Source organism: Nocardioides sp. AN3, assembly GCF_054653495.1.
Map to the genome: position 1 here is coordinate 151,931 of NZ_BAAIGC010000005.1, position 23,557 is coordinate 175,487.

Consider the following 23,557-nt stretch of genomic DNA (forward strand, 5'->3'; position numbering starts at 1 on the left):
CCCCTCACCACCATTCGGAGTCGAGCTTGCCCTCCATCGCGCGGAGATGCTCGCGCGAGCACTGCTCGCAGAAGGTCTTGCGGACGCCGTGCTCGACCGCGCTCGTCCAGGTGAGCGTCTCAGCGCCCTCCGGCGCTGCCCGGCCGCAGAAGTCACAGGTCAGCACGTCCCCAGCAAACCAGACGCAGAACGGTCCGCCCATCCCAGCACTGGGACGGACGGACCGTTCTTGTCACACACCCGCGATCAGGGTGCCGGGAGGTGATCCCGGTTCACAGAGCGCGGGCGAGGGCCAGGCGCGCAAGCTGTGCTGCCTGCTCGGCCTTGCGGCTGAGCCGGCGGGCGCGGGCCAATCGGCGGCCACGCTGCATCTCTTGCGCCTCTCCCAGGCGCGCGGCCATCTGGGCCCGCGCCAGGTCTTCCTGCATGGTGTTCATCTCGATGCTCCTGTTTCGACGAATGTTCATAGGTGGGCGGCTAGGCGACGATCGGGTTCTTCCGCGGGCGACCGCGGGGACGCTTGCGGGGGATCACCGCTCCTTGGAGGAACAGCTCACCACCCCAGACACCCCATGGCTCGCGCCGTGAGAGAGCGCCGTCGAGGCACATCGCCTGTACGGGGCACGCCTGGCAGAGAGCCTTGGCATACTCCACATCGCTCGGGGACTCGGCGAACCACAGCTCCGGGTTGTTGACCCGGCATGGCAGCAGCTCGTCGTCGACCTTGCTGGCCACGTCGTGCAGTAGACCCAGGGTGGGGTCCAGGACGTCGTCCAGCCCAGCCTCGAACGCCTGGTCGGCGCGGTCGAGAACGCTGGTGGTCATCTCGTTCACCTCCTGTGCTTCCTGATCGCTCTGCTTCTTGATGGTGCGGTGTGTGACTTGGGATCCACTTGGACCGGCCTGGTGCGAGCAACAGAAAGGCCGCGGATCCCGTGGTTCGGGTTCCGCGGCCTGGAGGGCGCCGACGTCTGTCTCAGACGCTCGGTGGACTCCAGGCGTAGGTCCCACGAACCCAGCCCTTGCGGGTAGCGGTGGCCGGCTTGAGAGCCACCTCGCCCTGGGCGAGATCGACGGTGCGCACAGCAAAGGGCGCGCCGGTCGTGCACGTGGCGAAGGCGTGGCGGTAGCCGGACATGGCGAAGGACGACTGGATGTCAGCCGCCTGCTGGATCGCGTTGATGTTCATGCTGTGCCACCTCCTTCGTTCCGGTCGTGCGCGGGAGCTGCCGACTCCGTGTGCGCGGTCTGCGGGGTTGGTGAAGACGCTAGTGCCGGCCCTTTACGATCCGCAAATCATTTATTGGCTTTTCTTCAGGGAATTTCTGCCACGATCGCAAGGATCTCCTCGCCGAAGGCCGTCAGCTTCGCATCGCCGACACCGGGAACACGGAGCAGCTCGCTGCGCGAGCCCGGTCTCCGCTCGGCGATCGCCTCGAGCGTGGAATCGGGAAAGACGACGTACGCCGGCTTTTCCAATGTCTTGGCGGTGGAGGTGCGCCAGTCCTTGAGCCGGGCGAGGAGATCCTCGTCGTACGGCGCCGGGCAGTCCTGATGACGTCCGAGCTTCTTCTCAGCCACGCCGTTCAGCGGCCGCCCACAGGTGCGACACATCCGGGCCCCGCGGCTGCCTCGAGGTCGGTCGACGGACCGAGCACTGTCGGGCAGGAGGGGGTCGAGGAAGCGCGACGGCTTGCGGCTGCCGCGCTGTCCGGGCTGGCGGGCAGCCGCCCAGGAGAGGGCGAGTTCGCGACGGGCGCGGGTGACGCCGACATAGAGCAGGCGGCGCTCCTCCTCGACGGCGTCGGGAGAGTCCAACGCGTAGGTGATCGGGAGCGTGCCGTCCTGGAGGCCGACGAGAAAGACCGCGTCCCACTCCAGCCCCTTGGCTGCATGGAACGTCGCGAGCGTGACGCCGTCGGCCACCGGCGCATGCTGGTCGGCGGCCCTGCGGTCGAGGTCGTCAACGAAGGCGCCCAAGTCGGCAGGTGCGCCGCCTCCGACGCCTTCGGCGAATGCGGTGGCCTGGTCGATGAGGGCCTGCCAGGACTCCCAGCGGTCACGGACCTGACCGCGCGACTCCGGCGGCGCCGAGGTCCACCCCATGCCGGCCAAGGTGGCATGCACCGTCTCGAGGAAGTCCTCGTCCTGGCCCGACCTCGCCGCCCCTCGCAGCCGGGTCACCGCCTCACGCACCTCGGGCCGGTCGAAGAACCTGGCAGCACCTCGGACGACGTAGGGCACGCCGGCCGCCGTCAGCGCCTCCTCGAACGTCTCGGACTGGGCGTTGATCCGGAAGAGGATCGCCATCTCGCCGTAGGCCCGCCCGTCCGCGTGCAGCTGCCGGATGCGCGCGGCAACGGCGTCGGCCTCCGCCACCTCGTCGGCGTGCGGATGGAACGTGACCGCCGGGCCGGCACCCGACTGAGCCCGCAGCTGCACGCCCTGACTGGGCGAGCCCGCGAGGAGTCGGTTGGCGGTCTCGACGACCTGCGCGCTGGACCGGTAGTTGCGCACGAGCTCCACGCTGGTGGTGTTCGGATACTTCCGGGGGAACCCACGGAGGTAGGTGGCGTCGGCGCCGGCGAAGGAGTAGATGGTCTGGGCGGGGTCGCCGACGACGCACAGCTCGTCCCGCCCACCCAGCCACAGGTCGAGCAGTGCCGACTGGAGTGGCGAGACGTCCTGGAACTCGTCGACGACGAACCACTTGTACTGCCGGCGGACCTGTGCGGCGACCCTCTCGTCCTCGGCCAGCAGTCCGGCGGTCAGCAGCAGGACGTCCTCCATGTCCATGCGGCCCTGCTCGCGCTTGACCTCCTCGTAGGACCCGAAGACGCGACCCACCGTCTCGACGTCGACCGTGCCCACCTGGCGCCCGCGTGAGACCGCCACCCGCGCATAGGAGTCGGGATGGACGTTGCTGACCTTGGCCCACTCGACCTCCGAGGCGAGATCGCGCAGCAGCGCCTGGTCGGCATTGAGCCGGTGCCGCCGAGCGGCCTGCGCCAGCATCCCGAGCTTCGACTCCGTGAGGGTGGGCAGCTCGGTGCCGTGCACGTGTGGCCAGAAGTAGCGCAGCTGCCGCAGCGCCGCCGAGTGGAACGTGCGCGCCTGGACGGCACCGGCGCCCATGCCACGCAACCGCTGCCGCATCTCACCAGCGGCGCGGGTCGTGAACGTGACGGCCAGCACCTCGGTGGGCGCATAGACGCCCGTTGCCACCCCGAACGCGATCCGGTGCGTGATCGCACGTGTCTTGCCGGTGCCGGCCCCGGCGAGCACGCGGACCGGCCCGCGCAGCGCCTCGGCGACACGGCGCTGCTCCGGGTCGAGGGCGTCGAGCAGAGCATCGGGGCTGACGGTCACAGGCGGAAACACTCCAGGAGGGGCGATGGTTCGCGGACGTTCTCACCTTAGAGGCGTGCGGCGACAGTCCTGGCGGGGCGGCGCACCGTTTCCACAGGCCCGGGCTCGGGAACACTCTGGACGGCGCAACAGTTGACCTGACGGGCGCCGCGGAGCGCGCCCGTCGGCCACCACCCTAGATGTCGGAGGGGAACAGTCTCATGAGCGAGACCTTCACGATGTACACCACCACCTGGTGCGGCTACTGCACCCGGCTCAAGGGCCAGCTGGGCCGCGAGGGGATCAGCTTCCAGGAGGTCAACATCGAGGAACACCCCGACGCCGCCGGGATCGTCGAGAGAGTCAACAACGGCAACCAGACGGTGCCGACGCTGGTTTATGCCGACGGCTCCGCACACACCAACCCGAGCCTGGTCCAGGTGAAGGAGCGCCTCAAGTCGTTGGCGCAGGCGCAGGCCTGAGCGACAGCCCGGGCGAATCCCGCTGGGCGTTTCGTCCAAGGTGATGCCCTCGGAAATGGATAAGCCCCCCAGGTGTTCTCGGGTTCACCAGGGGGGCTCGGTCGCCGAGTCTGCCATCGCCGAACGCCGCCCGTCGCGCCAAAGTGACGGACGCCACAACCGGACGCAGCAGAACGCCCCGCCGCGCATGAGGCGTCACACGGTCACCTCTGCCCAGGCCTGTTCAGGTCGACTCCCGCCCGCTCCGAGATGCTCGTCACAACAGCCGATGGGTGACGGGGCCGGCGAGTGGGGCAGGCCTGCTGCCCGGACTTCGACGGTGAAGACTTCCAGCAGGCCACCCCGGACACCCGGCTTTTCAAGATGTGTCGGTTCCAAGGTGCTCACTTCCAGGGCGCGTCCTTGCGTGCGCCTAGATGACTGAGCCTGACCGCTAGGGTGAGCGGTTCATGCCGTCTGCCCCCGCGCGGAGTTTCACGTGATCGATCATCACCACGTCGAGCTATGGATCGCTCGCAACGCCCATCTGCGGCCGATGGTCTGGGCCGAGGCAGCCGGCATCCCGCTCCCGGCCGAGCATCAGCGCAGTGCCTCGAAGCTCAATCACGACTGGGACGTCGCCGACGTCGTGACGACCTGCCGCGCCCTCGGTATCGACACGCTGCCTACCCTCGACGCGGCCATCACAACCGCAGAGTCGTGGGCGGTCGACAAGCTGTCGATCGCAGGGAGACGCGCGGCTGCGGAGTTGGGCAGACCGGTTGCTGTGTCTCCGTTGGACGCCGTGGTGTGGGTCCTGTTGATCGGCTCGCAGCGTGGCCGGGCAACCCTCGAACTCCTCCGCTACCACCCTCACATCTGCGCCGGGCTGGGCGAGGTATTCGAAGGCGCATTGCCGGCACTCATCGAGCGTCCGGTCGGTCCGACATGGCTGCCCACCGTCCCTCCGCTTCAAATGGCCTGAGCGCCCCTCCCGCCGAGAGACGGGAGTGACGCTCACCGCTTGGGCGGGGTCTAGACCTGTGGCGTCCGTCGCAGCGTCATCCCCGGACCTGCCCCACACTTTCGCCGTGAAGATGCTCCGTAGGTGGCGACGCAGGTGGCAGTGCCGACGGAAGCACAGGTCCGGCGGCTGCCCCCACATCGAGCAGCACTGACTGCGGGTCGAGACTCACGCCGCTGCCCGGCCGGCTGGTGGCGCGGGCTTGACGCAGTTGGGCCTTGAGCGTCGACGACCTAGCGGATCTCACGCAGGTGAAGGAGAAGCTGGCCGCGCAGGCCTGACGACTCACCAGGAGCCCGGCAGATCACCAGGAGCCGGGCAGGGGGGCGCCGTACCACGCCTCGATCAGCGACCTGCTGATCGAGACGGCGCCGGGGAGCCGGATCTCTCCGGACTCGGCTGCGGCGCGCAGCTCTTCTCGGCTGAACCAGGCAGCCTCGGCGATCTCGTCGTCGTCGACCTTGATGCTCGTCGAGGTGGCCCGGCCCAAGAATCCCAGCATCAGGCTCGCGGGCAGCGGCCACGGCTGGTTGCCGAAGTACGACACCTCGCCGACGATGACCCCCGTCTCTTCGGCGACCTCCCGGCGCACTGCGTTCTCCAGCGACTCCCCTGGCTCACAGAACCCGGCGAGGGTCGAGAACCGGCCCTCCGGCCAGACCCTCTGACGGCCCAGGAGGCAGAGCTCCTCATCGGAGCCGGACTCGCCTGTGGAGATCAGCATGATGACGGCTGGATCGGTTCGCGGGAACTGCAGGTGCCCGTCGCTGCAGATCAGCTGGTGCCCGGACGCGCGCGGCGAGAGCGGACCGCCGCAGCGCGGACAGAACCTCGTGGCGTGGAGCCACTCGGCCAGACCGAGCGCGTGCAGGACGAGCGGCGCCTCCCCCACGTCGGGGCCGCTCGCCAGTGCCGGCAGCAGCCCTCGGAGCGGCACCCATCCGTCACCCGCGTCCTCGGCCCCGAGGATGACGGCGAAGTGAGTCCTGCCCTCGGCGTCGCCGAGCAGGAGGCGGACGCCGTCGGGCGCCTCCTTCGGGTGCATCCAGCAGATGCGATCGTCCTCGATGCGCACCCGGTTGCCGGCGACCACGAGAACGCGCGACCCGGGGTCGACCCACTGTCGCTCGAGCCAGTCCTCGTCGTCGCGGTGAGCATTGAGACGGTCGTGCGCGGACCGCGCGAGCCGCTCGTGGGCAGGGAGGTCGATGGGCACGCTCCCAACGTAGGGCCTCACGCAATATCGCGGGAGGTCCGGGTGTTGTCCCGACGTGTCAGAGCCGCTCGAGTCCGTCGTCGTCGGTGCCGGTCAGGCGGGGCTGTCGGCCAGCTTCCATCTCGCCCGAAGGGGCATCGAGCACGTCGTGCTTGACGCGAACGACGCCGCAGGCGGCGCCTGGCAGCATCGCTGGGACTCGCTGACCATGGCGGACGTCCACGGCGTCTCCTCGCTGCCTGGCAGCGAGCCGCCGACCGAGCCGGGGCCGGCGAACACCGTCGTGCCTGCCTACTTCGACCACTATGAGCGCGCTCATGATCTCCCGGTCCTGCGACCGGTGCGGGTGGACCGGGTCGAGCCCGCGAGCGAGGGACTGCTCGTCGTACGAGCGGGCCTGCGCAAGTGGCGGACACGCACGATCGTGAATGCGACCGGGACGTGGTCACAGCCCTACGTCCCGTACTACCCGGGAGCCGGCACCTTCGCCGGCACCCAGCTGCACACCCACGACTACACGGGCCTTGACGCCTTTCGACACCAGCGGATCGTGGTCGTCGGCGGTGGCGCCTCAGCCGTGCAGCTTCTCGGCGAGCTCGCGCTCGCCGTCGACGACGCGGAGACCGACCTGCTCTGGGTCACACGACGCGAGCCGGTCTGGCGCACCGAAGGCTTCGACCGCGAGGCCGGCAGCGCTGCGGTGGCGCTCGTGGAGGAGCGGGTACGCCGGGGTCTTCCACCGGCCAGCGTCGTCTCTGTCACGGGGCTCGCCTTGCGCCCCCAGGAGGAGGCGGCCCGCCGGCTGGGTGTGTACGCCCGACGCCTCCCGATGTTCGCCTCGATCGAGCCGTCCGGCGTCCGCTGGACCGACGGGTCGTTCCGTCCGGTGGACGTGATCGTGTGGGCGACCGGCTTCCGTCCGGCTGTCGCCCACCTCGCGCCGCTGCGGCTACGCAGCGCTCAGGGCGGCATCCAGCTCGACCGGTTCGGGACCACCGCCGTCGCAGACCGACGGGTGCAGCTGGTCGGCTACGGCCCGTCCGCGTCGACCATCGGCGCCAACCGGGCGGGGCGGTTCGCCGCTCGGGGCGTCGCCGCCTGGCTCGAGGGGCAGCAGGAGGCGTCGGCCTGACCGACTCAGGCCTGTCTGCTCATCCGGGCGCATCTGCGGCGAGCAGCGCCTCGAGAGCCGGCCGGTCGGGCAGGTTGTCGGGCTCGACGACCTCGCCGCTGCGCACGTGGACGAAGGCGGCGCGCACGCGGTCGAGCGGGACCCCGGTCAGCTCGGCCCAGGCCACGCGGTAGATGGCGAGCTGCAAGGGCTCGGCCGTCGCTGCCTTGCCGGTCTTCCAGTCGACCAGGAGCCAGGTTCCGTCCGGCTCCCGGTACACCGCGTCCACACGCCCACGGACCACCTGACCGCCCAGCACGAGCGAGAAAGGCGCCTCCACACGATAGGGCGCACGCTCGGCGAACGGGCCGGCCTCGAACGCCGCGATCACCTCCTGCAGATCGGCGTCGTCGACGATGTCGGCGTCCGCCCGGCCCGGCAGGTCGTCGGGGTCGAAGAGGTCCTGCTGACCGAACCTGGCCTCCACCCATGCGTGGAAGCGCGTGCCGAACCTGGCAGCCGACGACGGCTGGCGAGGCATGGGCCGGGCCAGGTCACGGGCGAAGGCGTCCGGGTCGTCGCGCAGACGCGCCAGCGCTGTGGCCGAGAGGCTCTCGGGACGCGGTACGACGACCTCGGGCCCGCTCTCCGCGCGGGCCTCCGAGACCAACCGGTCGATCTCGGCGTCCCACTCCGCAACACGTGCCGCTTGGATCATGTCGAGCTCGTCCTCGGCCCACGGGTCGACCTTCGCCACGAGCTCGGCAGCGGCCAGCCGTCGCAGCCCCTCGGCGCCGGGACCGGTCGGTGGCCAAGGGCGGGCCGGGTCAACCGCGGCATACGGGTTCGGCGACACCTTGGGATCCGGCTTCGGCAGCCAGGCGACCGGCTCTCCGTGGGCCTCGAGGTGGTCGCGCACAACGCCCTGGTAGGCCGACGGGCCGAAGGGCGTCTTGCGCGGCGTCCAGAGGTAGCTGGTCACCGAGAGCCTGTCCTCCGCCCGTGTGAAGGCGACGTAGCCCAGCCGCAGCTCCTCGGACGCCTCGTGCGCCTTGACGGCGCCCCGATAGGCCTCGATCGCGGGCTTGTCGAAGCCCTCGAGGTGCGGGAGGTCGTGAGCGTCACGGCGAAGCCGGGACGGCAGCACGGCCGGTGTGGTCAGCCAGGTCGGCCGGGTCCTGTTGGACGGGAACACGGTCTCGCAGACCCCGACCAGGAACACCTCCGCCCACTCCAGGCCCTTGGACCGGTGGACGGTGAGCAGCTTGACCGAGTCGGCAGCTGACGGGGTGGCGAGCTCCAGGCCGCTGCCCTCGTCCTCCTCCGCGGTGAGGTAGGCGAGCAGCGCAGCCATCGACACCTCACCGTCGATGGCCTGGAAGTCGGCGACCGCCTTGACGAACAGGTCGACGTTGTCGCGACGCGTGGCGGCTGCCGGGCCGGCCGCTGAGGCGAGCTCGACGTCGGTGCCGAGGGTGTCGATGACCCGGCGGACGACGTCGAGCAACGGCTCACCGGCGTGGGAGCGGAGCATCCGCAGCTCGCCTGCCAGGAGGGAGAAGCGCTCGCGTGCCTCCGGGGAGTAGGACCACTCGCCCGGGTCGCCGGGGTCGGCCAGCGCATCGTCGAGCGCAGGGAGCTCGGCCACGTCGATCCCGTCGGCGATCGCCACCATGGCGTCGTCGATCGATCCGACGTCAGCGGTCCTCCTGCCGCCCGCCAGCTCCTGAGCGCGGGCAGCCAGCAGCTTCTGGTCGCGCGGGCCGATCGCCCAGCGCGGCCCGTTGAGCAGCGTCAGCAGCGCCGAGTTGGCCGTGACGTCGTGGAGCAGGTGCAGGACCGCGACGATCTCCGCGACCTCGGGAAGCCGGAGCAGGCCGGCCAGGCCGACGATCTCGACCGGGATCTCGGCCGACGTGAGCACGTCGAAGACGCGCTCGGCCGAGGCGTTGTCCCGGGTGAGGACCGCCAGCTTCGACCAGGCCGGCTCGTCGAGGGCCGCGTGCGCCGTCTTGATCTCCTCGGCGAGCCACGCGAGCTCGTCGTCCTGTCGCTCGAAGACCGCCGCCGTCACCCGACCGGTGCCCTTGCGCTGGTCGGGCACGAGCGGGAGCACCCCAGGCGTGGCGTCATACAACGGGCTGGCGAGCTCGTTGGCCACCGCGAGGATCTCGCTGCCGGAACGGCGGTTGACGGTCAGGTGGAAGAGGTCGACCGCCCCGCCGTCACGTCGAGGGAACGTGTCGGCGAAGCCGAGGATGTTCGACACCGAGGCACCTCGCCAGCCGTAGATCGCCTGGTTGGGATCGCCGACCGCCATCACGGCGTGACCGCCGCCGAAGAGGCGGGAGAGCATGATCGCCTGGGCCGTGGAGGTGTCCTGGTACTCGTCCAGCATGACGACCTCGAACCGCTTCCGCTCCGCCTCGCCGACGTCGGGCTGCTCCTCGGCCAAGCGCGCCGCGAGTGCGATCTGGTCGGAGAAGTCCATCAACCGCAGGTCGGCCTTGACCCGACGGTAGGTCTCGACGAGCTGCAGCAGCTCCTCGCGGCGGTCGAGCGTCTCCAGCGCCTTGGCGACCGGCTCGAGCCACGTCTTGCGTCCTTTGCCCGCCGCCTCCTCGGCCAGCGCTCGCTCGAAGCCTGCTCGGACGGCGGCGTCGTGCGCCCGGATCTCGTCGGGAGCACGCAGGTGCTCGTTGAGCGAGCTGTCGAGGGCGAGGAGCCACTGGATCACGGTCGGTGGATGGTCGGAGAGCAGCCGGATCTCGCCGGTGTGACGGTCGATCGCGCGCGCGCCGAGCTGATAGCGGGCAGCGTCGGTGATGACACGGGTGTCCGGCTCGTGGCCGATCCGGAGCCCGTGGTCGGCGAGCAGCCCCGCGGCGTAGGCGTTGTAGGTGGCGACCGTCGGCTCGAGCACCTCGCCCTCGTCGTCCTGGGCGAGCACCCCCGCGTTGTCGAGCGCCTGACGGATCTTGGCCCGCAGCTGCGCGGTCGCCTTCGTCGTGAAGGTCAGGCCCAGGACCTGGTCAGGCCTCACCTGGCCGGTCACGACGAGGTAGACCACGCGCGCCGCCATCAGGGTCGTCTTGCCCGATCCCGCCCCCGCGATGACCACGACGGGCTCGAGGGGCGCCGTGATCGCGGCCCACTGCTCGGGCGAGGCGGGATGGCTCTCCCCCATCAGCCGCCGCAGGTCGTCGGGCGTCCGGATCTCGTGCACGGTCATGCCGTCACCGCCCCGGCACCCTTGATCGGGCACAGGCTGATGTAGTCGCACCGCTTGCAGTGGTCTCCGGAGATGGCCGGCAGGGACTCGGAGCGTAGTCGCGCCGCAGCGACGGAGAGGTGCCGCCGAAGCTCGGTGCGCACCTCACTGTCGTCGGTGTGCGCCTCCTGTCGCTGCACCTTCACCCGAAGAGCGGCATCCGGCATCCCGAGCTGCACCAGCTCGCCACCGCCGCTGACTGCCCCCGAGGCGACCGCGTCCGCGCCGCCATGGTCGATGGCGAGCTGGTAGACAGCGAGCTGCGGATTGGACTCCACCGACCGGTCGCTGGGCGGGACCCGCCCCGTCTTCAAGTCCACGACGACCACCCGGCCGTCATGGTCGAGCTCGAGGCGGTCCGCGCGCCCCGTGAGGGTCACCGTCTCGCCGTCGTCGAGGACGACGTCGGCTCGGAAGCCGACCTCGACCCCGAGGAACCGGCGCGGGTTGGCGGCATGCCACGCGACGAACCGCTCCAGGGCCGCGCGGATGCGGTCGTGCTCGCGCGCGCCCGCCCACTGCACGCGGAAGCTCAGGCGATCCCAGACGGCGTCCACGTGCTCCATCAGCTGGTCGACGTCGGCGGCCAGGTCGCCGGTCGCGACCCGCTGGGCGAGCGCGTGCACGATCTCACCGACGTTCGCTGCCTGGTGCGATGCGACGACCCCGCCCGCCTCGCGCGAGAGGAACCACTGCGTGGGGCAGCTCAGCAGGCCGTCGAGCGCGCTGGGCGAGAGCGGCACCGGCTTGGCCGGATCACGCAGAGGCGTGACCGCTCGGGTCGCGGCCCGCGTGCCCCACCACGTCGACGGGTCCGCGGCGGGCACGAGCGCACGGTCGCCCCTCGACTCGGCGGCAAGACGAGCCAGGCGCCGCGCCGCGGCCACCCGGAGGGCCTCGTCGCTCTCGGGGTCGGCGACGACGCGCCGCAGCTCCGCGACCAACCCGCTCAGCGCCAGAGGGCGACGGGGACGGCCCACGATCCTCTCGACGCTCACGCCGAGCTCGTCCAGGAAGCGGCTCGGCTGCTCACCCTCGTCGTCGTCGGAGTGCACCGCGGTGACGAGGAGTCGTTCCCGGGCGCGGGTGCAGGCGACGTAGAAGAGGCGACGCTCCTCGGCGAGCAGCTCGCGTGGCGTGAGCGGCGGCACGAGCCCGTGCTCCCCGATCCTGTCAGGCTGGAGGAGACTGCTGCGGCGGCGCAGGTCGGGCCACGCCTCCGCCTGCACGTGCGCGACGACCACGAGCCGCCACTCCAGCCCCTTGGACCGGTGAGCGGTCAGGAGCCGAACGGCGGCCCCGCGGGCGCCGCGGTCGGCGAGCGTGTCTCCGGGGATCTGCTGCGCGGAGAGCAGATGGAGGAACGTGAGCGCGCTCGCGTGGTCGCGCCTCGACCCGACCCGGGCGGCGGTCTCGAAGAGGGCGAGAACCGCGTCGAGGTCACGGTGCGCGCGACGCGCGGGCGCACCGCCCAGCTCCACGGATCTCTGGAGGCGGGCCGGCCATCGGGTCGAGGACCACAGCTCCCAGAGCAGCTCCTCAGGGCTGCTTCCTGCGTCGGCCAGCGTCGCCACACGGTGCAGCAAGGAGACGATCGCCCGTGCGGCACCGGTGTCACTGCCGTCGACGCCGGCCAGGAAGCCAGAGTCGACGAGCGCGTCACGAAGAAGCTCGGGCGAGGAGCGAACGGGCCGGCCCTCCTCAGCAGCACGCTCCTTCTCACGTGTCCGAAGCGCGCGTGCCAGACGCCGGACGTCCGGCGCCGTCAGGCCGCCGAGCGGTCCGGTGAGGATGCTCTCGACCTGGGCGTGGTCGACGAAGCCCGCGTCGAGGGGGTCGTCGTTGTGGAGGTTCAGCGCGGCACGGAGGGCCGCCAGCAGGGGCTCGACGGCCGGGTCGCGCACGAGCGGCACCTCGTCGCCCGCCACCTCGACCGGCACGCCGAGTGCCACGAGCGCGCGTCGCAGGGGTGGGATGGTCGAGCGCCCGGAGCGGACGAGGACGGCCATCTCGTCCCAGCCGATGCCGTCCTCGAGATGGGCTCGCCTGAGCAGGTCGGCGATGTGCTCGGCCTCGGCCCGCTCGCTGTCGAGCGTCATCACCTGGACCCGTCCGTCGGGGCCCTCGGCCTGGGGCGCGAGGAATGCCTCGCGTGCTTCTGCGTCGATCGTGCCGGGCAGGCCGATCCGTCCGGCGACCCGTTGGGCCGCGGTGAGCATCCGGGTCCCGAACCGCCGGGTCGTCCGAAGGGCCACGACGTCTGCAGGACGGCCGTCGAGCTGCCCGAAGTCCGTCGGGAACTCGAGGATGCCCCTCACCTGAGCGCCGCGGAAGCCGTAGATCGACTGATGGGGATCGCCGACCACGACGAGGTCACGCCCATCGCCGGCCAAGGCCTGCAGCAGGGCCACCTGCCCGGGGTCGGTGTCCTGGTACTCGTCCACGAACACGTGCCGGTAGCGCGCCCGGAGCTCGTCGCGGTGGGCGTGCGCCTCGATCGTCGCCCGGCGGATGAGGTCGGCGTAGTCCGTCGCTCCCTGGCTGTCGAGGTTGGTCAGGTAGGAGTCGAGGAACAATCCCGCCGCAACGAACTCCGGCACCTGCTCACGCTCCCCCAGCGCCCGCAGGTCGGCTCCTTCCAAGCCCTTCTCCCGCGCCCGTGAGAGGACGGCCTGGACCTCCCGAGCGAACCCGCGCGTGCCGAGTGCGCGCCGGAGCCCGTCCGGCCAACGCACCGACTCGGGGTGATCGGCCAGCAGCTCGCGCAGCACCACATCGGCCTCGGGGGCGCTCAGCAGCCGAAGCGGCGCCTCGTAGAGCTCCTTGGGGGCGTAGGCGCGGATCAGCCCGTAGGCGAAGGAGTGGAAGGTCGAGCAGGGCGTCCCGCTCATCGTGCGGCCCAGCCGCGCGGTGATCCGGTCGCGCAGCTGGTCGGCCGCCTTGCGGGAGAAGGTCAGGGCGAGCACCTGGTCCGGCTCGGCGCCACGTCGCTCGATCCGGTCGACGATCGCCTCGACCAGCGTCGTGGTCTTGCCGGTGCCGGGGCCGGCCAGCACGAGAAGCGGGCCGCCGGCATGGTCGACGACGCGCTGCTGGTGCTCGTCGAGCGCCGGCACGACGGGCGCGGGGGCGGGGCCGCTCAGGCGATAGGTCAGCGTGGTGCTCATGTCGGGAACCACTCCATCACGCCCGACCGACACTTTGGTCGACACCTGCCGTTCCGCGTGGCGCGACGAGATGTGAGGCTGGCCGCCATGACCGGTCCCCTCGCAGATCTGCTGGTTCTCGACCTCACGCGCGCGCTCGCCGGGCCGCACGCCGCCATGACCCTGGGCGACCTGGGAGCACGCGTCATCAAGATCGAGCCGCCCACCGGCGACGACACGCGGTCCTGGGGACCACCGTTCATGCAGGACGCCGAACACACCTCGACGTACTTCCTCTCCGCCAACCGCAACAAGGAGTCGGTCGTCCTCGACCTCAAGGCGCCCGAGGACGCGCGCCTGCTCGAGCGGATGGTCGCCGAGGCCGACGTGCTGATGGAGAACTACCGTCCGGGGGTCCTGGACCGGCTCGGGTTCTCGACGGCCCGCCTGCACGAGCTGAACCCTCGGCTCATCGTCTTGTCGATCACCGGGTTCGGTCACGACGGACCGGAGGCCTCACGGGCGGGCTACGACCAGATCGCCCAGGGCGAGGCGGGGATCATGTCGCTCACCGGAGTGACGATGCCGACGAAGGTCGGGGTCCCGATCGGCGACCTGGTGGCCGGCGTCAACGGCGTCGTGGGCGTCCTCGCGGCCCTGCACGAGCGCGCCAGCACCGGTCGGGGCCGGGTCGTGCGCACCTCGCTGCTGGCCGGCATGGTGGGGTTCCACGCCTTCCAGGGCACGCGATGGACGGTCGCCGGCGAGGTGCCCGGGCTGGCGGGAGACCATCACCCGTCGATCGCGCCGTACGGCATGTTCGCGACCGCCACGGCGCCGATCCAGATCGCCTGTGGGTCCGACTCGCTCTGGAAGGCACTGTGCACCGCGCTCGACTGGGACCCGGCCGAGTCCGGCTTCGCGACCAACCCAGAGCGTGTGAGCAACCGGCCTGCGCTGGTCGAGCGCCTCGAGCAGCACTTCGCCGCAGGGCCGGCCGAGCACTGGCTGCGGCTGCTCGACGAGGCCGGCGTGCCCGCGGGCAAGGTGCGCTCTCTCGACGACGTCTACACCTGGGACCAGACCCGCTCGCAGGGCCTGGTCCTGACGGTGGACCACCCGACGCTCGGCACCATCGAGCTCCCCGGGTCGCCGCTGCGCTTCGACGACAACTCCTACTCGGGTGGACGCGCCGACCACGCCGCTCCCCCACTCCTGGGCGAGCACACCGAGGCAGTCCGCGCCGAGTTCGGCTGACGCCCCGGGATGTCATGCGGAGCGGTCGCCTCGGCAGCCTGTGCGTAGGACGTCAGACACGGGATGATCTGCCTATGGCGTACGACGAGGAGCTGGCCGCCCGCGTCCGGGATCTCGTGCCGGCGGGCACTCCGGAGATGAAGATGTTCGGAGGCCTGGCGTTCATGGTGAACACCCACATGGCGACCAGCGTCTCCGGGGACGGGCTGCTCACGCCGGTGGCCGAGGTCGACGAAGAGCTGAGCGCCGGACGTCATGCGAGCCGGCTGCTGGAACAGCCAGCTCGCATGACGTCCGGAGCGGGACTCAGCCGAGGTCGACGATCGCGGCGACGGGGCCGCCGCCGTCCGGGCCCTGATGGGCGGCCGAGACGGAGACGAACACGGCCGGGTCGCCGGTGACGGCGGCGGTCACCCCGCCGACGGCGGCCTTGATCTGGCGGTGCCAGTGGACGTCTGAGTCGTCGAGCATCGCGTTGCGGCGCCCGCGCACATGACCGTCCTGGGAGGCCTCGCACTTGAGGAAGACGTTGACCAGCCGGCCGTCGAGGTCGGCGCTGTGCGGCCGCTCGGGCAGGTCGAGCCCGGCGGAACGGATGGCCTCCCAGATGCCGTCGGCGTCGAGGGCGTCGTCCATCACGGAGTGGCCGATCCGATAGCGCCCCCCGACACCTCGCGCGTTGCCCACCACGACCACCTGTGCGCGGTCGAGCTCGACGCCCGAGGAGCAGGACGCCACCGCCGAGTAGAGCGAGCGGTCGCGCATGATCTGCTCGTCCGTCGGCATCTCGATCTCACCGAGCGCCAACGCGATGCCGAGCGCCGTGCCGCCGTTGGAGACGTCCATCGAGTGCAGGGTGTCCTCGGTGAAGACCGTCTTCCCTCGCGCCTGGGCGTCGGCGATCGTCTTGAGGGTGAGCAACGGGGTCTTCGTCTGCACATAGTGGACGTCGGCCGCATCCGTGATGCCGGCTCGCGACATCGCCACCTTCACGGCGTCGGCGACCTTGGTGACCATGGCGACGCGGCCGATGTCCTCGGGCAGGAGCTCCTCGCTCATGGCATACCCGACCGTGAGCCGCGGGGCGTCGCTCGGCTCGGCGTCGACGGTCGCGAAGATCGTCGCGTGGGGGCTGATGACGCCGTCGGTGCCGCCCGACCACACGATGGGCACCTGCTTGACCGCCTCCGGGTCCGCCCCCCGCGAGACCAGCGCCTCACGGAACGCCCTGTCGGCCAGGATCCGCGTGTAGTCGTTCACGCCGCCGTTGCCCTCGGTCTTGCCGACGACCGCGATCACGCGATCCGCGGCGAACACCCCCTCGTCGATGAGCCTCACCATCTCGGAGGCGTCGGACACGTGGTGCAGCGGCACCTTGCGGACTTCGATCGCGGGCATCAGCGGTTCCTTCCTTCAGTCGGGCAACACGTTCGTGCCGGCGTCGCCGGCGAGGGCGGGGACGATCTGGTCGAGCGCGCAGATCGAGGCGGGCCGGCCGGTGCGGCCTACGAACCGCAGAGCCGCCTCCACCTTCGGCCCCATCGAGCCGGCGCCGAACTCGCCGGCGTCGGCGTGGGCCTGCAGCTCCTCGAGGCCGACTCCTCGCAACGGCCGCTCCGACGACGTGCCGTAGCCGACCAGGACGTGCGGCACGTCGGTGGCGATGAGCAGTGCCTCGGCCTCCACCGCGGCACCGAGCACGACGGCCGCGAGGTCCTTGTCGATGACGGCCTCGACTCCCCGCAGCACGCCGTCGTCGTCCGAGACGACCGGCACGCCGCCGCCACCGCCGGCGATGACGACGTACCCGCTCTCGACCATCGCCCGCACGGCCGGCTCGTCGAGGATCCGCTGCGGCTCAGGGCTCGCGACGACCCGCCGCCAGCCCTTCGCCCCGAAGTCGTGCCAGACCTCACCATGGTCGATGAGGACCTGCGCCTCCTCGCGAGCCAGGTAGCGGCCGATCGGCTTCGACGGCTCCAGCATCCCGGGGTCGTCGGCATCCACGAGCGTGCGGGTGACGAGTGCGGCGACCGGACGGTGGGCGCCCCGGGCGTGCAGAGCGCGCTCGAGGGCGTTGCAGAGGATCACGCCGATGGTCGCCTGCGTCTGGGCGACACACCAGTCCAGCGGCACCGGCGGGACCACCGCCGCGGCGAGCTCGTTCTTGACGAGCAGGTTGCCCACCTGCGGCCCGTTGCCGTGCGTGACGATGAGGTCGTGGCCGGCGGCGACGAGGTCGGCCAGCCCCTCGGCGGCGCGCGCTCCCGCCGCGAGCTGGTCCTCCGGTCGGGCGCGCCCGTCGGGACTGCTGAGCGCGTTGCCGCCGAGTGCGCAGAGCACCCTCATGCCCGCACCGTCATGGCAGCACCCTCATGCCGAGAACGCTAGGGGCGCGCGTGGTCCACAGGCTTGGGCAGGTGTTGCCGCGGCTCCGGCTGGATGCTCGTCAAGGTATGCGGCCGAGTGCGCGCTTCGGCGTGCAGAGTTCCGCGTCGGCAGTGCGCACTCGGCTGCCTACCTCGACGAACCGTCAGCGGCCGCCCGCCACGCGCACGGTCGTCGCGGTGACGTACGACGCCTCAGGGCTCATCAGCCACGCCACGGTCGCGCCGATCTCATCGGGCTCACTGGGACGGCCGAGCGGCACCGCCGCGCCGATCCGGTCGAGCCGGTCGGCGTCGCCGGAGTCGGCATGCATCCTGGTCCGGACCGCTCCGGGCGCCACGCCGACGACACGCACGCCGTCCGGGCCGGCCTCCTTCCCCAGACCGAGCGTGAGCGTGTCCAGCCCCGCCTTGGCCGCGGCGTAGTGGACGTACTCCCCCGGCGAGCCCAGTGTCGCCGCCCCTGAGCTGATGTTGACGAGGACACCGCCCTCGCCTCCGTAGGAGCGGCCCATCGTGCGCAGGGCCGCGCGGGCCACGAGCATCGGAGCGACCAGGTTGATCTCCACCACCCGCCGGATGCGAGCGGGCCGGCCCAGCCCGCGTTGTTCACGACACCCGTGAGCGGACGGCCCGCTGCACCGAACACCATGTCGACGGCGTCCGGCTCCGTCAGGTCCGCGGCGACCAGCGTGCACTCCACCCCCGCAGCACGAACCGCCTTCGCGGTCGACTCGGCGGTCCGGCGGTCCTCGCGGTAGCCGAGCACGAGGTCGTGCCCGGCGGCCGCCAACCGAAGGGCCACGGCTGCGCCGATCCCACGCGTGCCGCCGGTGACGAGGGTCCTCACGGGGCGAGCTCGAAGTCGGCGAAGTCGAACCCAGGGCTCACCAGACAGCTCACGAGCGCCTCAGCCTCCGAGGCCTGCGTGCGCTGCCAGACACCGGCGGGCACGACGGCCTGCGGCGACTCACCGCCCGCCACGTCGACACCGACGCGCACGACCTCGCCGTCGACGGGCGAGGGTCCGGCGCCGCCGTACTGCAACGAGACGACCCCGGTGTGCGCCAGCCACGTCTCGTCCGAGGCGACCTTGTGCCACGCCGACGACGCACCGGCAGGCAACAGGAAGTAGATGAGTGTCGCCGTCGGCCGCACGCGACCGTCGGGCAGCTCCACGGTCTCGGGCGAGACCCAGGTCTGCCGGTAGAGGCCGCCCTCAGGATGAGGTCGAAGGCCGAGGGTCCGGATCAGATCGTCTTCCACGGCCTCATTCTGAGGGGTCATCCTCGCCGAACCTGGGGTCGGCCAGGAAGTACTGCCCGACCAGCCCCGGCTTCTTCTTCGGCACACGGTCCTGCTCGGGCACGATCCGGCCCTGGGCCGCGTCCCAGAACGCGTCCGTCTTGCGCATCATCCGTCGCGACAGCCGCCCGAGCACGCCGCCGTGAGGCTGGTGCGGGTGAGGGCGCGTCGGCTCCGTGGGCTCGACGCGCTGGACGCGACCGGTGATCTCCTCGAGGTGCCCGTCGTCGAGGGCTTCGGTGAGCGCGCTGGCGAGTCTCTCCTCCTGGCTGCGCTCCTCCGCCATCGCATGCTCCACATCGGCCCACAGCGTCGGCCAGGAGAACGACCCTTCGAAGGTGGATCCGTACTCGTGGGCGTTGACGTGGTAGAGCAGCACCTCGAGGCGCTTCACCGACGCGGTGTAGGCATGGCACAGCGCCTTGCCGTCCGGCAGCCCGGCGTACGCCGGCAGCATCACCTCGTCCATGGCATGCAGGTGCTGGCAGGTGGCCCCGAGGAAGTCGTCGATCCGGTGGCGCTCGAGGCGCGGGTCGTCGCGAGTCCCGTGCATCAGGCGAGCGGCCTCCATGCGGGTGGACAGGTCGTCGTGCGCGGACCTGACATAGTCGGTCAAGCAAGCCGTCTTCGCGCTCATGCTCATCACCTCGATGAACTCGTTCTCCTTCAACAGTGCTCTGCTGATCACGAGATCACAAGGCGAGCGGTTCAGGGACGCAGGTCGACCTCCGCGTACGCCGCCCCGCCCGCCAGTCGCGCGTAGCCGGGACCCCGGTCGAAGAACGCCTCCTCGCTCCGGGGACGGCCCGCTCGCTCGACCTCGGTGGCAGCGGGATCGAAGGTGAGGTGGTCGCCGTCGCCGGCGAGCACGACGCCGTAGTCGGCGTACGCGGCCTGGCGGGAGACCTTCTGCCACACGACGTCACGGACGACGAGCGCCGGGTCCCGATCGAGCGGGTCCCCCCAGCCGCCTCCGCCCGTGGTCCGGATGCGGATGACCTCGCCTGCCTTCACCGGCGCGGCGTCCGCGAGCGCGTCGACCTCACGCTCGTGCGGCCCGCCGGGGTCGATGGTGACCGCGAACGGCTTCCCCGCCTTCCCGCCAGCGACCCCCCAGCAGGCGAGGATCGACCGGTCGGCGATCGACATGAAGTGGGCGTCCTTGAGCATCCGGATGTGCTTCTCGTAGCCCAGTCCGCCGCGATGCCGGCCCGCTCCCCCGCTGTCGACGGCGAGCGAGAGTGACTCGACGCGGAACGGGAAGCGGGCCTCGGTGAACTCCGTCGGCAGGTTCCGGGAGTCCGGCACGACATGGATCGTGTCCTCCCCGTCCCCGTGCGGCCGACCACCGGAGCCGCCGCCGAGCACCTCGCGCATCAGGTAGGGCCGGCCGTCGCGGTCCTCCCCGTAGACCCCGGTGTAGCGGATCGTCTCCTGGTCGGCGGGCATCTGGCCATCGACGGCCTTCGCGACCACGCCTGCCAGCACGCCGAGCAGCCGGAGGATGACGAAGGTGCGTGCGTTGGTCGGCGCGGGGAAGATCGGCGTGAGCAGGGTTCCGGGCTCCGGGAAGCGCATCTCGATGAGCGGCACGATCCCCTCGTTGACGTCGAGCTCCGCCATCCGCTCCGGTGTGTCGGCGAGGTTGCGCAGGATCGGGGCGAGCCACTTCTTCAGGAAGACGCCGTCGCTGTAGTCGCCGCAGTGGTTGATCGGCCCCTTGGCCTGCGGCCCGGTGCCGTCGAAGTCGAGCACGATCCGCTCGCCGTCGGGGTCGCCGGGCGCCGTCCGGGTGAGCGTGATGCGCTGGGTGTGCAGCATCGGCTCGTCGACGCCGTCGTGCTCGGCATAGTCCTCCCAGGTCCAGGTGCCCACCGGGATCTTCGCCAGGATCTCCCGGCGGTAGGTCTGCGTGGTCCTGCTGATGATCGCGTCGAAGGCGCTCTCCACGGCGCCGACGCCGTACCGCTCGAAGAGCTCGCCCAGCCGTCCGGCGCCCATCAGGCAGGCGCTGCACTCGGCATCGAGGTCGGCGGCGAGGGACTCGGGCATGCGGGAGTTGCGCGTCATGATGGCCAGCGCGGAGCGGTTGGGCACGCCCTCGCTCCAGAGCTTGATCGGCGGCACCATCAGCCCTTCCTCGAAGACGCTGGTCGCCGCGCTCGGCATCGAGCCGGGCACCGCACCGCCGATGTCGTCGTGGTGGCCGAAGGCCTGGACGAAGGCGACCACCTGCAGCTCGTCACCGGCGCCTGCGAACACGGGCACGGTGACACACAGGTCGGGCAGGTGCCCGATGCCGCCCTCGGAGCGGTAGACGTCGTTGTGGAAGAAGACGTCGCCCGGGCGCATCTCCTCGATCGGGAAGTCGCGCGCGACCGGATGCACGAGCGCGCTGTAGGAGCGGCCGGTGAGCTTGCGTAGGAGGCGGTCGTGGATGCCCGCCCGGAAGTCGTGGGCATCGCGGATCATCGGGCTGCGGCTGGTGCGCGCGATGGCCGTCTCGACCTCCTGCTCGACCGCGGCGAGGCTGCCCTGCACGATCTCGACGAGCACCGGGTCGGCGCTCGCGCCGGCATCGTCGGTGAGGTGGCCGAACGGGAAGTCGGTGGGCACACGCCGGCTCATCGGGGTCCCCGATCGATCGTCCGTCCAGGAGCGACGCGCGGGAACGAAGGGTCCAGCGGGGTGGTCATGCTCCGCCTCCTTGCTCGTCATGGGAGCGGGTGACGACCAGGTTGAGGTAGGCGTCGACGGTCGCCGCGAAGCCCGGGTGGATCGGCACGGTCGAGCCGAACTCCTCGATGATCGCGGGCCCTCTCACGCGTACGCCGGGAGCAAGGTCCGGCCGCCAGATCACCGGCGTGTCGACGTAGCCCTCGGCCGCGTCGAAGCAGACCGGGCGGGTCCTGCTGGCGCTCGCTGCTCGACCAACGGTATCGAGACCGACCGTCTCGCTGGTCGAGTAGCCGGAGCCGCCAGGCGGAGGCGTATCGAGACCGACCCTCCGGATCTCCGGGCGCCGGATCGGGCCGATGCCGGAGACACGGAGGTTGACCCACTCGACCTGCTGGCCGGGGTCGGCGCTGAAGTCGTAGCCGTAGGTGGACCGGTGCTCGGCGTGGAAGCGGTCGGCCACCGTCCGGAGCGTGTCGGCCGAGACGGGACCGTCCGGCACCGGCACGCGCACCTCGAACGCCTGACCGAAGTAGCGCAGGTCGGCGCTGCGCACGAACCGGTGCTCCTCCTCGGCGAAGCCCTCGCCGGTCAGCGCCTCGGCGGCGCGCGCGGTGAGCTCGTCATAGCTGCGGCCGACCATGGACGCGTCGAGTGTCGACGCGAGCGAGACGTGGGTCTGCACGTAGTCGTTCTTCACGTCGACGGTGAGCAGCCCGAAGGCGCTGACGTTGCCGGGGTTCGGCGGCACCAGCACCGTCGGGATGCCCAGCACGTCCATGAGCCGGCACAACAGCAGGGAGCCGGAGCCCCCGAAGGTCACGAGGGTGAAGTCGCGAACGTCGAGCCCTCGCTTGACGGTGACCTGCCGCAGCGCGTTGGCCTGGCTCCACGCCGAGATCTCCAGGATGCCGGTCGCACACGCCTCGGGGCTCAGGCGCAGCGTGCCGGCCAGCTCCTCGACGCCGGCGCGTGCGGCCGGGACGTCGAGTGGGATCTCTCCCCCCAGCAGATGCGGCGGGATCCGTCCGAGCACCACGTGCGCGTCGGTGACGGTGACGTCGGACCCGCCCTGTCCGTAGCAGATCGGGCCCGGCGCGGCACCCGCGGAATGCGGCCCGACCTTGAGGCTGCCCTCAGGCGACACCCACGCGATCGAGCCGCCGCCGGCTCCGACGGTGACGACGTCGATCATCGGGATCTTCGACGGGAAGGCGCCCACGCTGCCTTCGGTCGTGAGCGTCGGCTCGCCGCCGATGACGACCGACACGTCGGTCGACGTGCCGCCGCCATCGGAGGTGAGCACGCGGTCGAAGCCGGCGACCTTCGCGATGAGCGCGGCGCCGAGAGCACCGGCGGCAGGCCCGGAGAGCACCGTGGTGATCGGCTGGTGGACGACCTCGTCGGCCGACAGGACGCCGCCGTTGGACTTCATGACGTAGAACGGCGGAGGGGCTCCGTCCCCTGGGGCCAGCGACGCGAGCCGGGCCGCGATGTTGCCGACGTAGGAGCGCAGGCGCGGCTTCACGGCGGCGTCGACGAGGGTGGTCATGGAGCGCTCGTACTCGCGGTACTCACGCAGCACCTCGCTGGAGATGCTGACGACCGCATCGGGATGCTCCTCGGCCAGGATCTGTCGCATCCGCTCCTCGTGGGCCGGGTTGGCGTAGGAGTGCAGGAGGCTCACGCCGAGAGTCGCGACGCCGTGCTCACGGAACCAGCGCGCGACCTCCCGGGCCACCTCGTCGTCGAAGGGCCGCACCTCGGCGCCCTCGAAGTCCATCCGGCCCTCGACGCCGCGCACCAGGTGACGGGGGACGATGCGGTCCGGCTTGACCCAGAAGTAGGAGTTGCCGTAGCCGTCCGGAACCGATTGCCGGGCGATCTCGAGCATCGCCTCGTAGCCGGCGTTGGTGACGAACCCGAGCCGCTCGACCTTGCCCTCGAGGAGCTGGTTCGTCGCGACCGTGGTGCCGTGGGAGATCGCGGCGATCGTCTCGCCGTCGGCCGGCCCGAGGCCGATGAGCCCGAGGCCCTTCTCCACCCCCGCCAGGAACCCCTCCGCCGGGTCGTGCGGCGTGCTGGGCGTCTTGGTCGTGACCACCTCCCCGGTCGTCTCGTCGAACACGACGACGTCGGTGAAGGTCCCGCCGGTGTCGATGCCGATCCTGATGCTGCGGGGCGGTCGCATGGCGACGATCCTTCCGCCGCACGACGCCTCGGGCGATGGCACGATCTGCCGACGGACGGGCGGTTCATTGGCAGGTGTCGTCAGCGTCGGCTCGCTCGGGTTGCAGGCAACTCACAGGCATTCGGGGGACGGACGTTGTCCACAGAGCCTGCTTGCCCACCTGG

Annotated in this window: 19 protein-coding genes and 1 pseudogene; 4 read left to right on the top strand and 16 right to left on the bottom strand. The window is 71.1% G+C overall.

Annotation, left to right across the window (positions count from 1 at the left end):
- Window positions 1-4: 4 nt before the first annotated feature.
- From ACYQ1K_RS08145 to ACYQ1K_RS08165, 5 genes are all read right to left on the bottom strand, one after another.
- Window positions 5-166, bottom strand: a complete 162-nt coding sequence (locus ACYQ1K_RS08145; RefSeq protein WP_459982324.1) for a hypothetical protein — start codon at window positions 164-166, stop codon at window positions 5-7.
- Between the two features lie 106 nt (window positions 167-272).
- Complete coding sequence (locus tag ACYQ1K_RS08150; protein WP_488199515.1) at window positions 273-467, bottom strand: hypothetical protein; 195 nt, start codon at window positions 465-467, stop codon at window positions 273-275.
- A gap of 10 nt (window positions 468-477) precedes the next feature.
- Window positions 478-825: a WhiB family transcriptional regulator gene (locus ACYQ1K_RS08155; RefSeq protein ID WP_459982326.1), complete on the bottom strand. Its 348-nt coding sequence runs from the start codon at window positions 823-825 to the stop codon at window positions 478-480.
- Window positions 826-976: 151 nt separating this feature from the next.
- On the bottom strand, window positions 977-1,189 hold the full coding sequence (locus ACYQ1K_RS08160; RefSeq protein WP_459982327.1) for a hypothetical protein: 213 nt from the start codon (window positions 1,187-1,189) through the stop codon (window positions 977-979).
- Window positions 1,190-1,314: 125 nt separating this feature from the next.
- Window positions 1,315-3,369, bottom strand: a complete 2,055-nt coding sequence (locus ACYQ1K_RS08165) for an ATP-dependent DNA helicase UvrD2 (protein ID WP_459982328.1) — start codon at window positions 3,367-3,369, stop codon at window positions 1,315-1,317.
- 200 nt (window positions 3,370-3,569) lie between these two features.
- Between ACYQ1K_RS08165 and ACYQ1K_RS08170 the strand changes: the two genes are divergently transcribed.
- Both ACYQ1K_RS08170 and ACYQ1K_RS08175 read left to right on the top strand, forming a co-directional pair.
- A complete protein-coding gene (locus ACYQ1K_RS08170; RefSeq protein WP_459982329.1) occupies window positions 3,570-3,830 on the top strand; it encodes a mycoredoxin in 261 nt (86 codons plus the stop codon).
- Window positions 3,831-4,308: 478 nt separating this feature from the next.
- On the top strand, window positions 4,309-4,794 hold the full coding sequence (locus ACYQ1K_RS08175; protein WP_459982330.1) for a hypothetical protein: 486 nt from the start codon (window positions 4,309-4,311) through the stop codon (window positions 4,792-4,794).
- Window positions 4,795-5,137: 343 nt separating this feature from the next.
- On the opposite strand, the gene nudC is transcribed toward ACYQ1K_RS08175, so the two are convergent.
- Window positions 5,138-6,049, bottom strand: coding sequence for an NAD(+) diphosphatase (gene nudC, locus ACYQ1K_RS08180; protein WP_459982331.1), 912 nt, complete (start codon window positions 6,047-6,049; stop codon window positions 5,138-5,140).
- 55 nt (window positions 6,050-6,104) lie between these two features.
- Between nudC and ACYQ1K_RS08185 the strand changes: the two genes are divergently transcribed.
- Window positions 6,105-7,181 (top strand): NAD(P)-binding domain-containing protein, encoded by a 1,077-nt coding sequence (locus ACYQ1K_RS08185; protein WP_459982332.1) that lies wholly within the window; start codon window positions 6,105-6,107, stop codon window positions 7,179-7,181.
- 19 nt (window positions 7,182-7,200) lie between these two features.
- Here the strand turns inward: ACYQ1K_RS08185 and ACYQ1K_RS08190 are convergent, their stop codons facing one another.
- Window positions 7,201-10,392: an ATP-dependent helicase gene (locus ACYQ1K_RS08190; RefSeq protein WP_459982333.1), complete on the bottom strand. Its 3,192-nt coding sequence runs from the start codon at window positions 10,390-10,392 to the stop codon at window positions 7,201-7,203.
- Window positions 10,389-13,598, bottom strand: coding sequence for an ATP-dependent helicase (locus ACYQ1K_RS08195; RefSeq protein ID WP_459982334.1), 3,210 nt, complete (start codon window positions 13,596-13,598; stop codon window positions 10,389-10,391). The genes ACYQ1K_RS08190 and ACYQ1K_RS08195 overlap by 4 nt, the downstream gene beginning before the upstream one ends.
- Window positions 13,599-13,685: 87 nt before the next feature.
- Here ACYQ1K_RS08195 and ACYQ1K_RS08200 point away from each other — a divergent pair, with 87 nt between their 5' ends.
- Window positions 13,686-14,834, top strand: a complete 1,149-nt coding sequence (locus ACYQ1K_RS08200; RefSeq protein ID WP_459982335.1) for a CaiB/BaiF CoA transferase family protein — start codon at window positions 13,686-13,688, stop codon at window positions 14,832-14,834.
- Window positions 14,835-15,140: 306 nt separating this feature from the next.
- Here the strand turns inward: ACYQ1K_RS08200 and bar are convergent, their stop codons facing one another.
- The 8 genes and pseudogenes from bar to ACYQ1K_RS08240 form a co-directional block, all read right to left on the bottom strand.
- Window positions 15,141-16,232, bottom strand: coding sequence for a barbiturase (bar, locus tag ACYQ1K_RS08205; protein ID WP_459982336.1), 1,092 nt, complete (start codon window positions 16,230-16,232; stop codon window positions 15,141-15,143).
- A gap of 15 nt (window positions 16,233-16,247) precedes the next feature.
- Window positions 16,248-17,183 carry a carbamate kinase gene (locus tag ACYQ1K_RS08210; RefSeq protein ID WP_459982337.1) on the bottom strand — a complete coding sequence of 312 codons (936 nt, stop codon included), beginning with the start codon at window positions 17,181-17,183 and terminating at the stop codon, window positions 16,248-16,250.
- A gap of 184 nt (window positions 17,184-17,367) precedes the next feature.
- On the bottom strand, window positions 17,368-17,793 hold the full coding sequence (locus ACYQ1K_RS08215; RefSeq protein WP_459982338.1) for an SDR family oxidoreductase: 426 nt from the start codon (window positions 17,791-17,793) through the stop codon (window positions 17,368-17,370).
- Between the two features lie 74 nt (window positions 17,794-17,867).
- Window positions 17,868-18,071 (bottom strand): annotated as a pseudogene (locus ACYQ1K_RS08220) (SDR family NAD(P)-dependent oxidoreductase); the annotation flags it as partial.
- The gene (locus tag ACYQ1K_RS08225) at window positions 18,068-18,487 is read right to left on the bottom strand and encodes a cupin domain-containing protein (protein WP_459982339.1); all 420 of its coding nucleotides are present in this window, start codon (window positions 18,485-18,487) and stop codon (window positions 18,068-18,070) included. The pseudogene ACYQ1K_RS08220 and the gene ACYQ1K_RS08225, both read right to left, overlap by 4 nt.
- Before the next feature lie 4 nt (window positions 18,488-18,491).
- Entirely contained in the window at window positions 18,492-19,163 is a 672-nt protein-coding gene (locus tag ACYQ1K_RS08230; RefSeq protein WP_459982340.1) for a hypothetical protein, read from the bottom strand.
- A gap of 71 nt (window positions 19,164-19,234) precedes the next feature.
- On the bottom strand, window positions 19,235-21,142 hold the full coding sequence (locus ACYQ1K_RS08235) for a hydantoinase B/oxoprolinase family protein (RefSeq protein ID WP_459982341.1): 1,908 nt from the start codon (window positions 21,140-21,142) through the stop codon (window positions 19,235-19,237).
- A gap of 76 nt (window positions 21,143-21,218) precedes the next feature.
- A complete protein-coding gene (locus tag ACYQ1K_RS08240) occupies window positions 21,219-23,393 on the bottom strand; it encodes a hydantoinase/oxoprolinase family protein (RefSeq protein WP_459982342.1) in 2,175 nt (724 codons plus the stop codon).
- Window positions 23,394-23,557: the final 164 nt, after the last annotated feature.

What these genes read in the sequence shown, in the direction of transcription:
- ACYQ1K_RS08230 (WP_459982340.1), bottom strand. Translation starts at nt 19,163, where the DNA reads ATGAGCGCGAAGACGGCTTGCTTGACCGACTATGTCAGGTCCGCGCAC.
- ACYQ1K_RS08195 (WP_459982334.1), bottom strand. Translation starts at nt 13,598, where the DNA reads ATGAGCACCACGCTGACCTATCGCCTGAGCGGCCCCGCCCCCGCGCCC.
- bar (WP_459982336.1), bottom strand. Translation starts at nt 16,232, where the DNA reads ATGCCCGCGATCGAAGTCCGCAAGGTGCCGCTGCACCACGTGTCCGAC.
- ACYQ1K_RS08170 (WP_459982329.1), top strand. Translation starts at nt 3,570, where the DNA reads ATGAGCGAGACCTTCACGATGTACACCACCACCTGGTGCGGCTACTGC.
- ACYQ1K_RS08240 (WP_459982342.1), bottom strand. Translation starts at nt 23,393, where the DNA reads ATGCGACCGCCCCGCAGCATCAGGATCGGCATCGACACCGGCGGGACC.
- ACYQ1K_RS08155 (WP_459982326.1), bottom strand. Translation starts at nt 825, where the DNA reads ATGACCACCAGCGTTCTCGACCGCGCCGACCAGGCGTTCGAGGCTGGG.
- ACYQ1K_RS08150 (WP_488199515.1), bottom strand. Translation starts at nt 467, where the DNA reads ATGAACATTCGTCGAAACAGGAGCATCGAGATGAACACCATGCAGGAA.
- ACYQ1K_RS08200 (WP_459982335.1), top strand. Translation starts at nt 13,686, where the DNA reads ATGACCGGTCCCCTCGCAGATCTGCTGGTTCTCGACCTCACGCGCGCG.
- ACYQ1K_RS08190 (WP_459982333.1), bottom strand. Translation starts at nt 10,392, where the DNA reads ATGACCGTGCACGAGATCCGGACGCCCGACGACCTGCGGCGGCTGATG.
- ACYQ1K_RS08210 (WP_459982337.1), bottom strand. Translation starts at nt 17,183, where the DNA reads ATGAGGGTGCTCTGCGCACTCGGCGGCAACGCGCTCAGCAGTCCCGAC.
- ACYQ1K_RS08160 (WP_459982327.1), bottom strand. Translation starts at nt 1,189, where the DNA reads ATGAACATCAACGCGATCCAGCAGGCGGCTGACATCCAGTCGTCCTTC.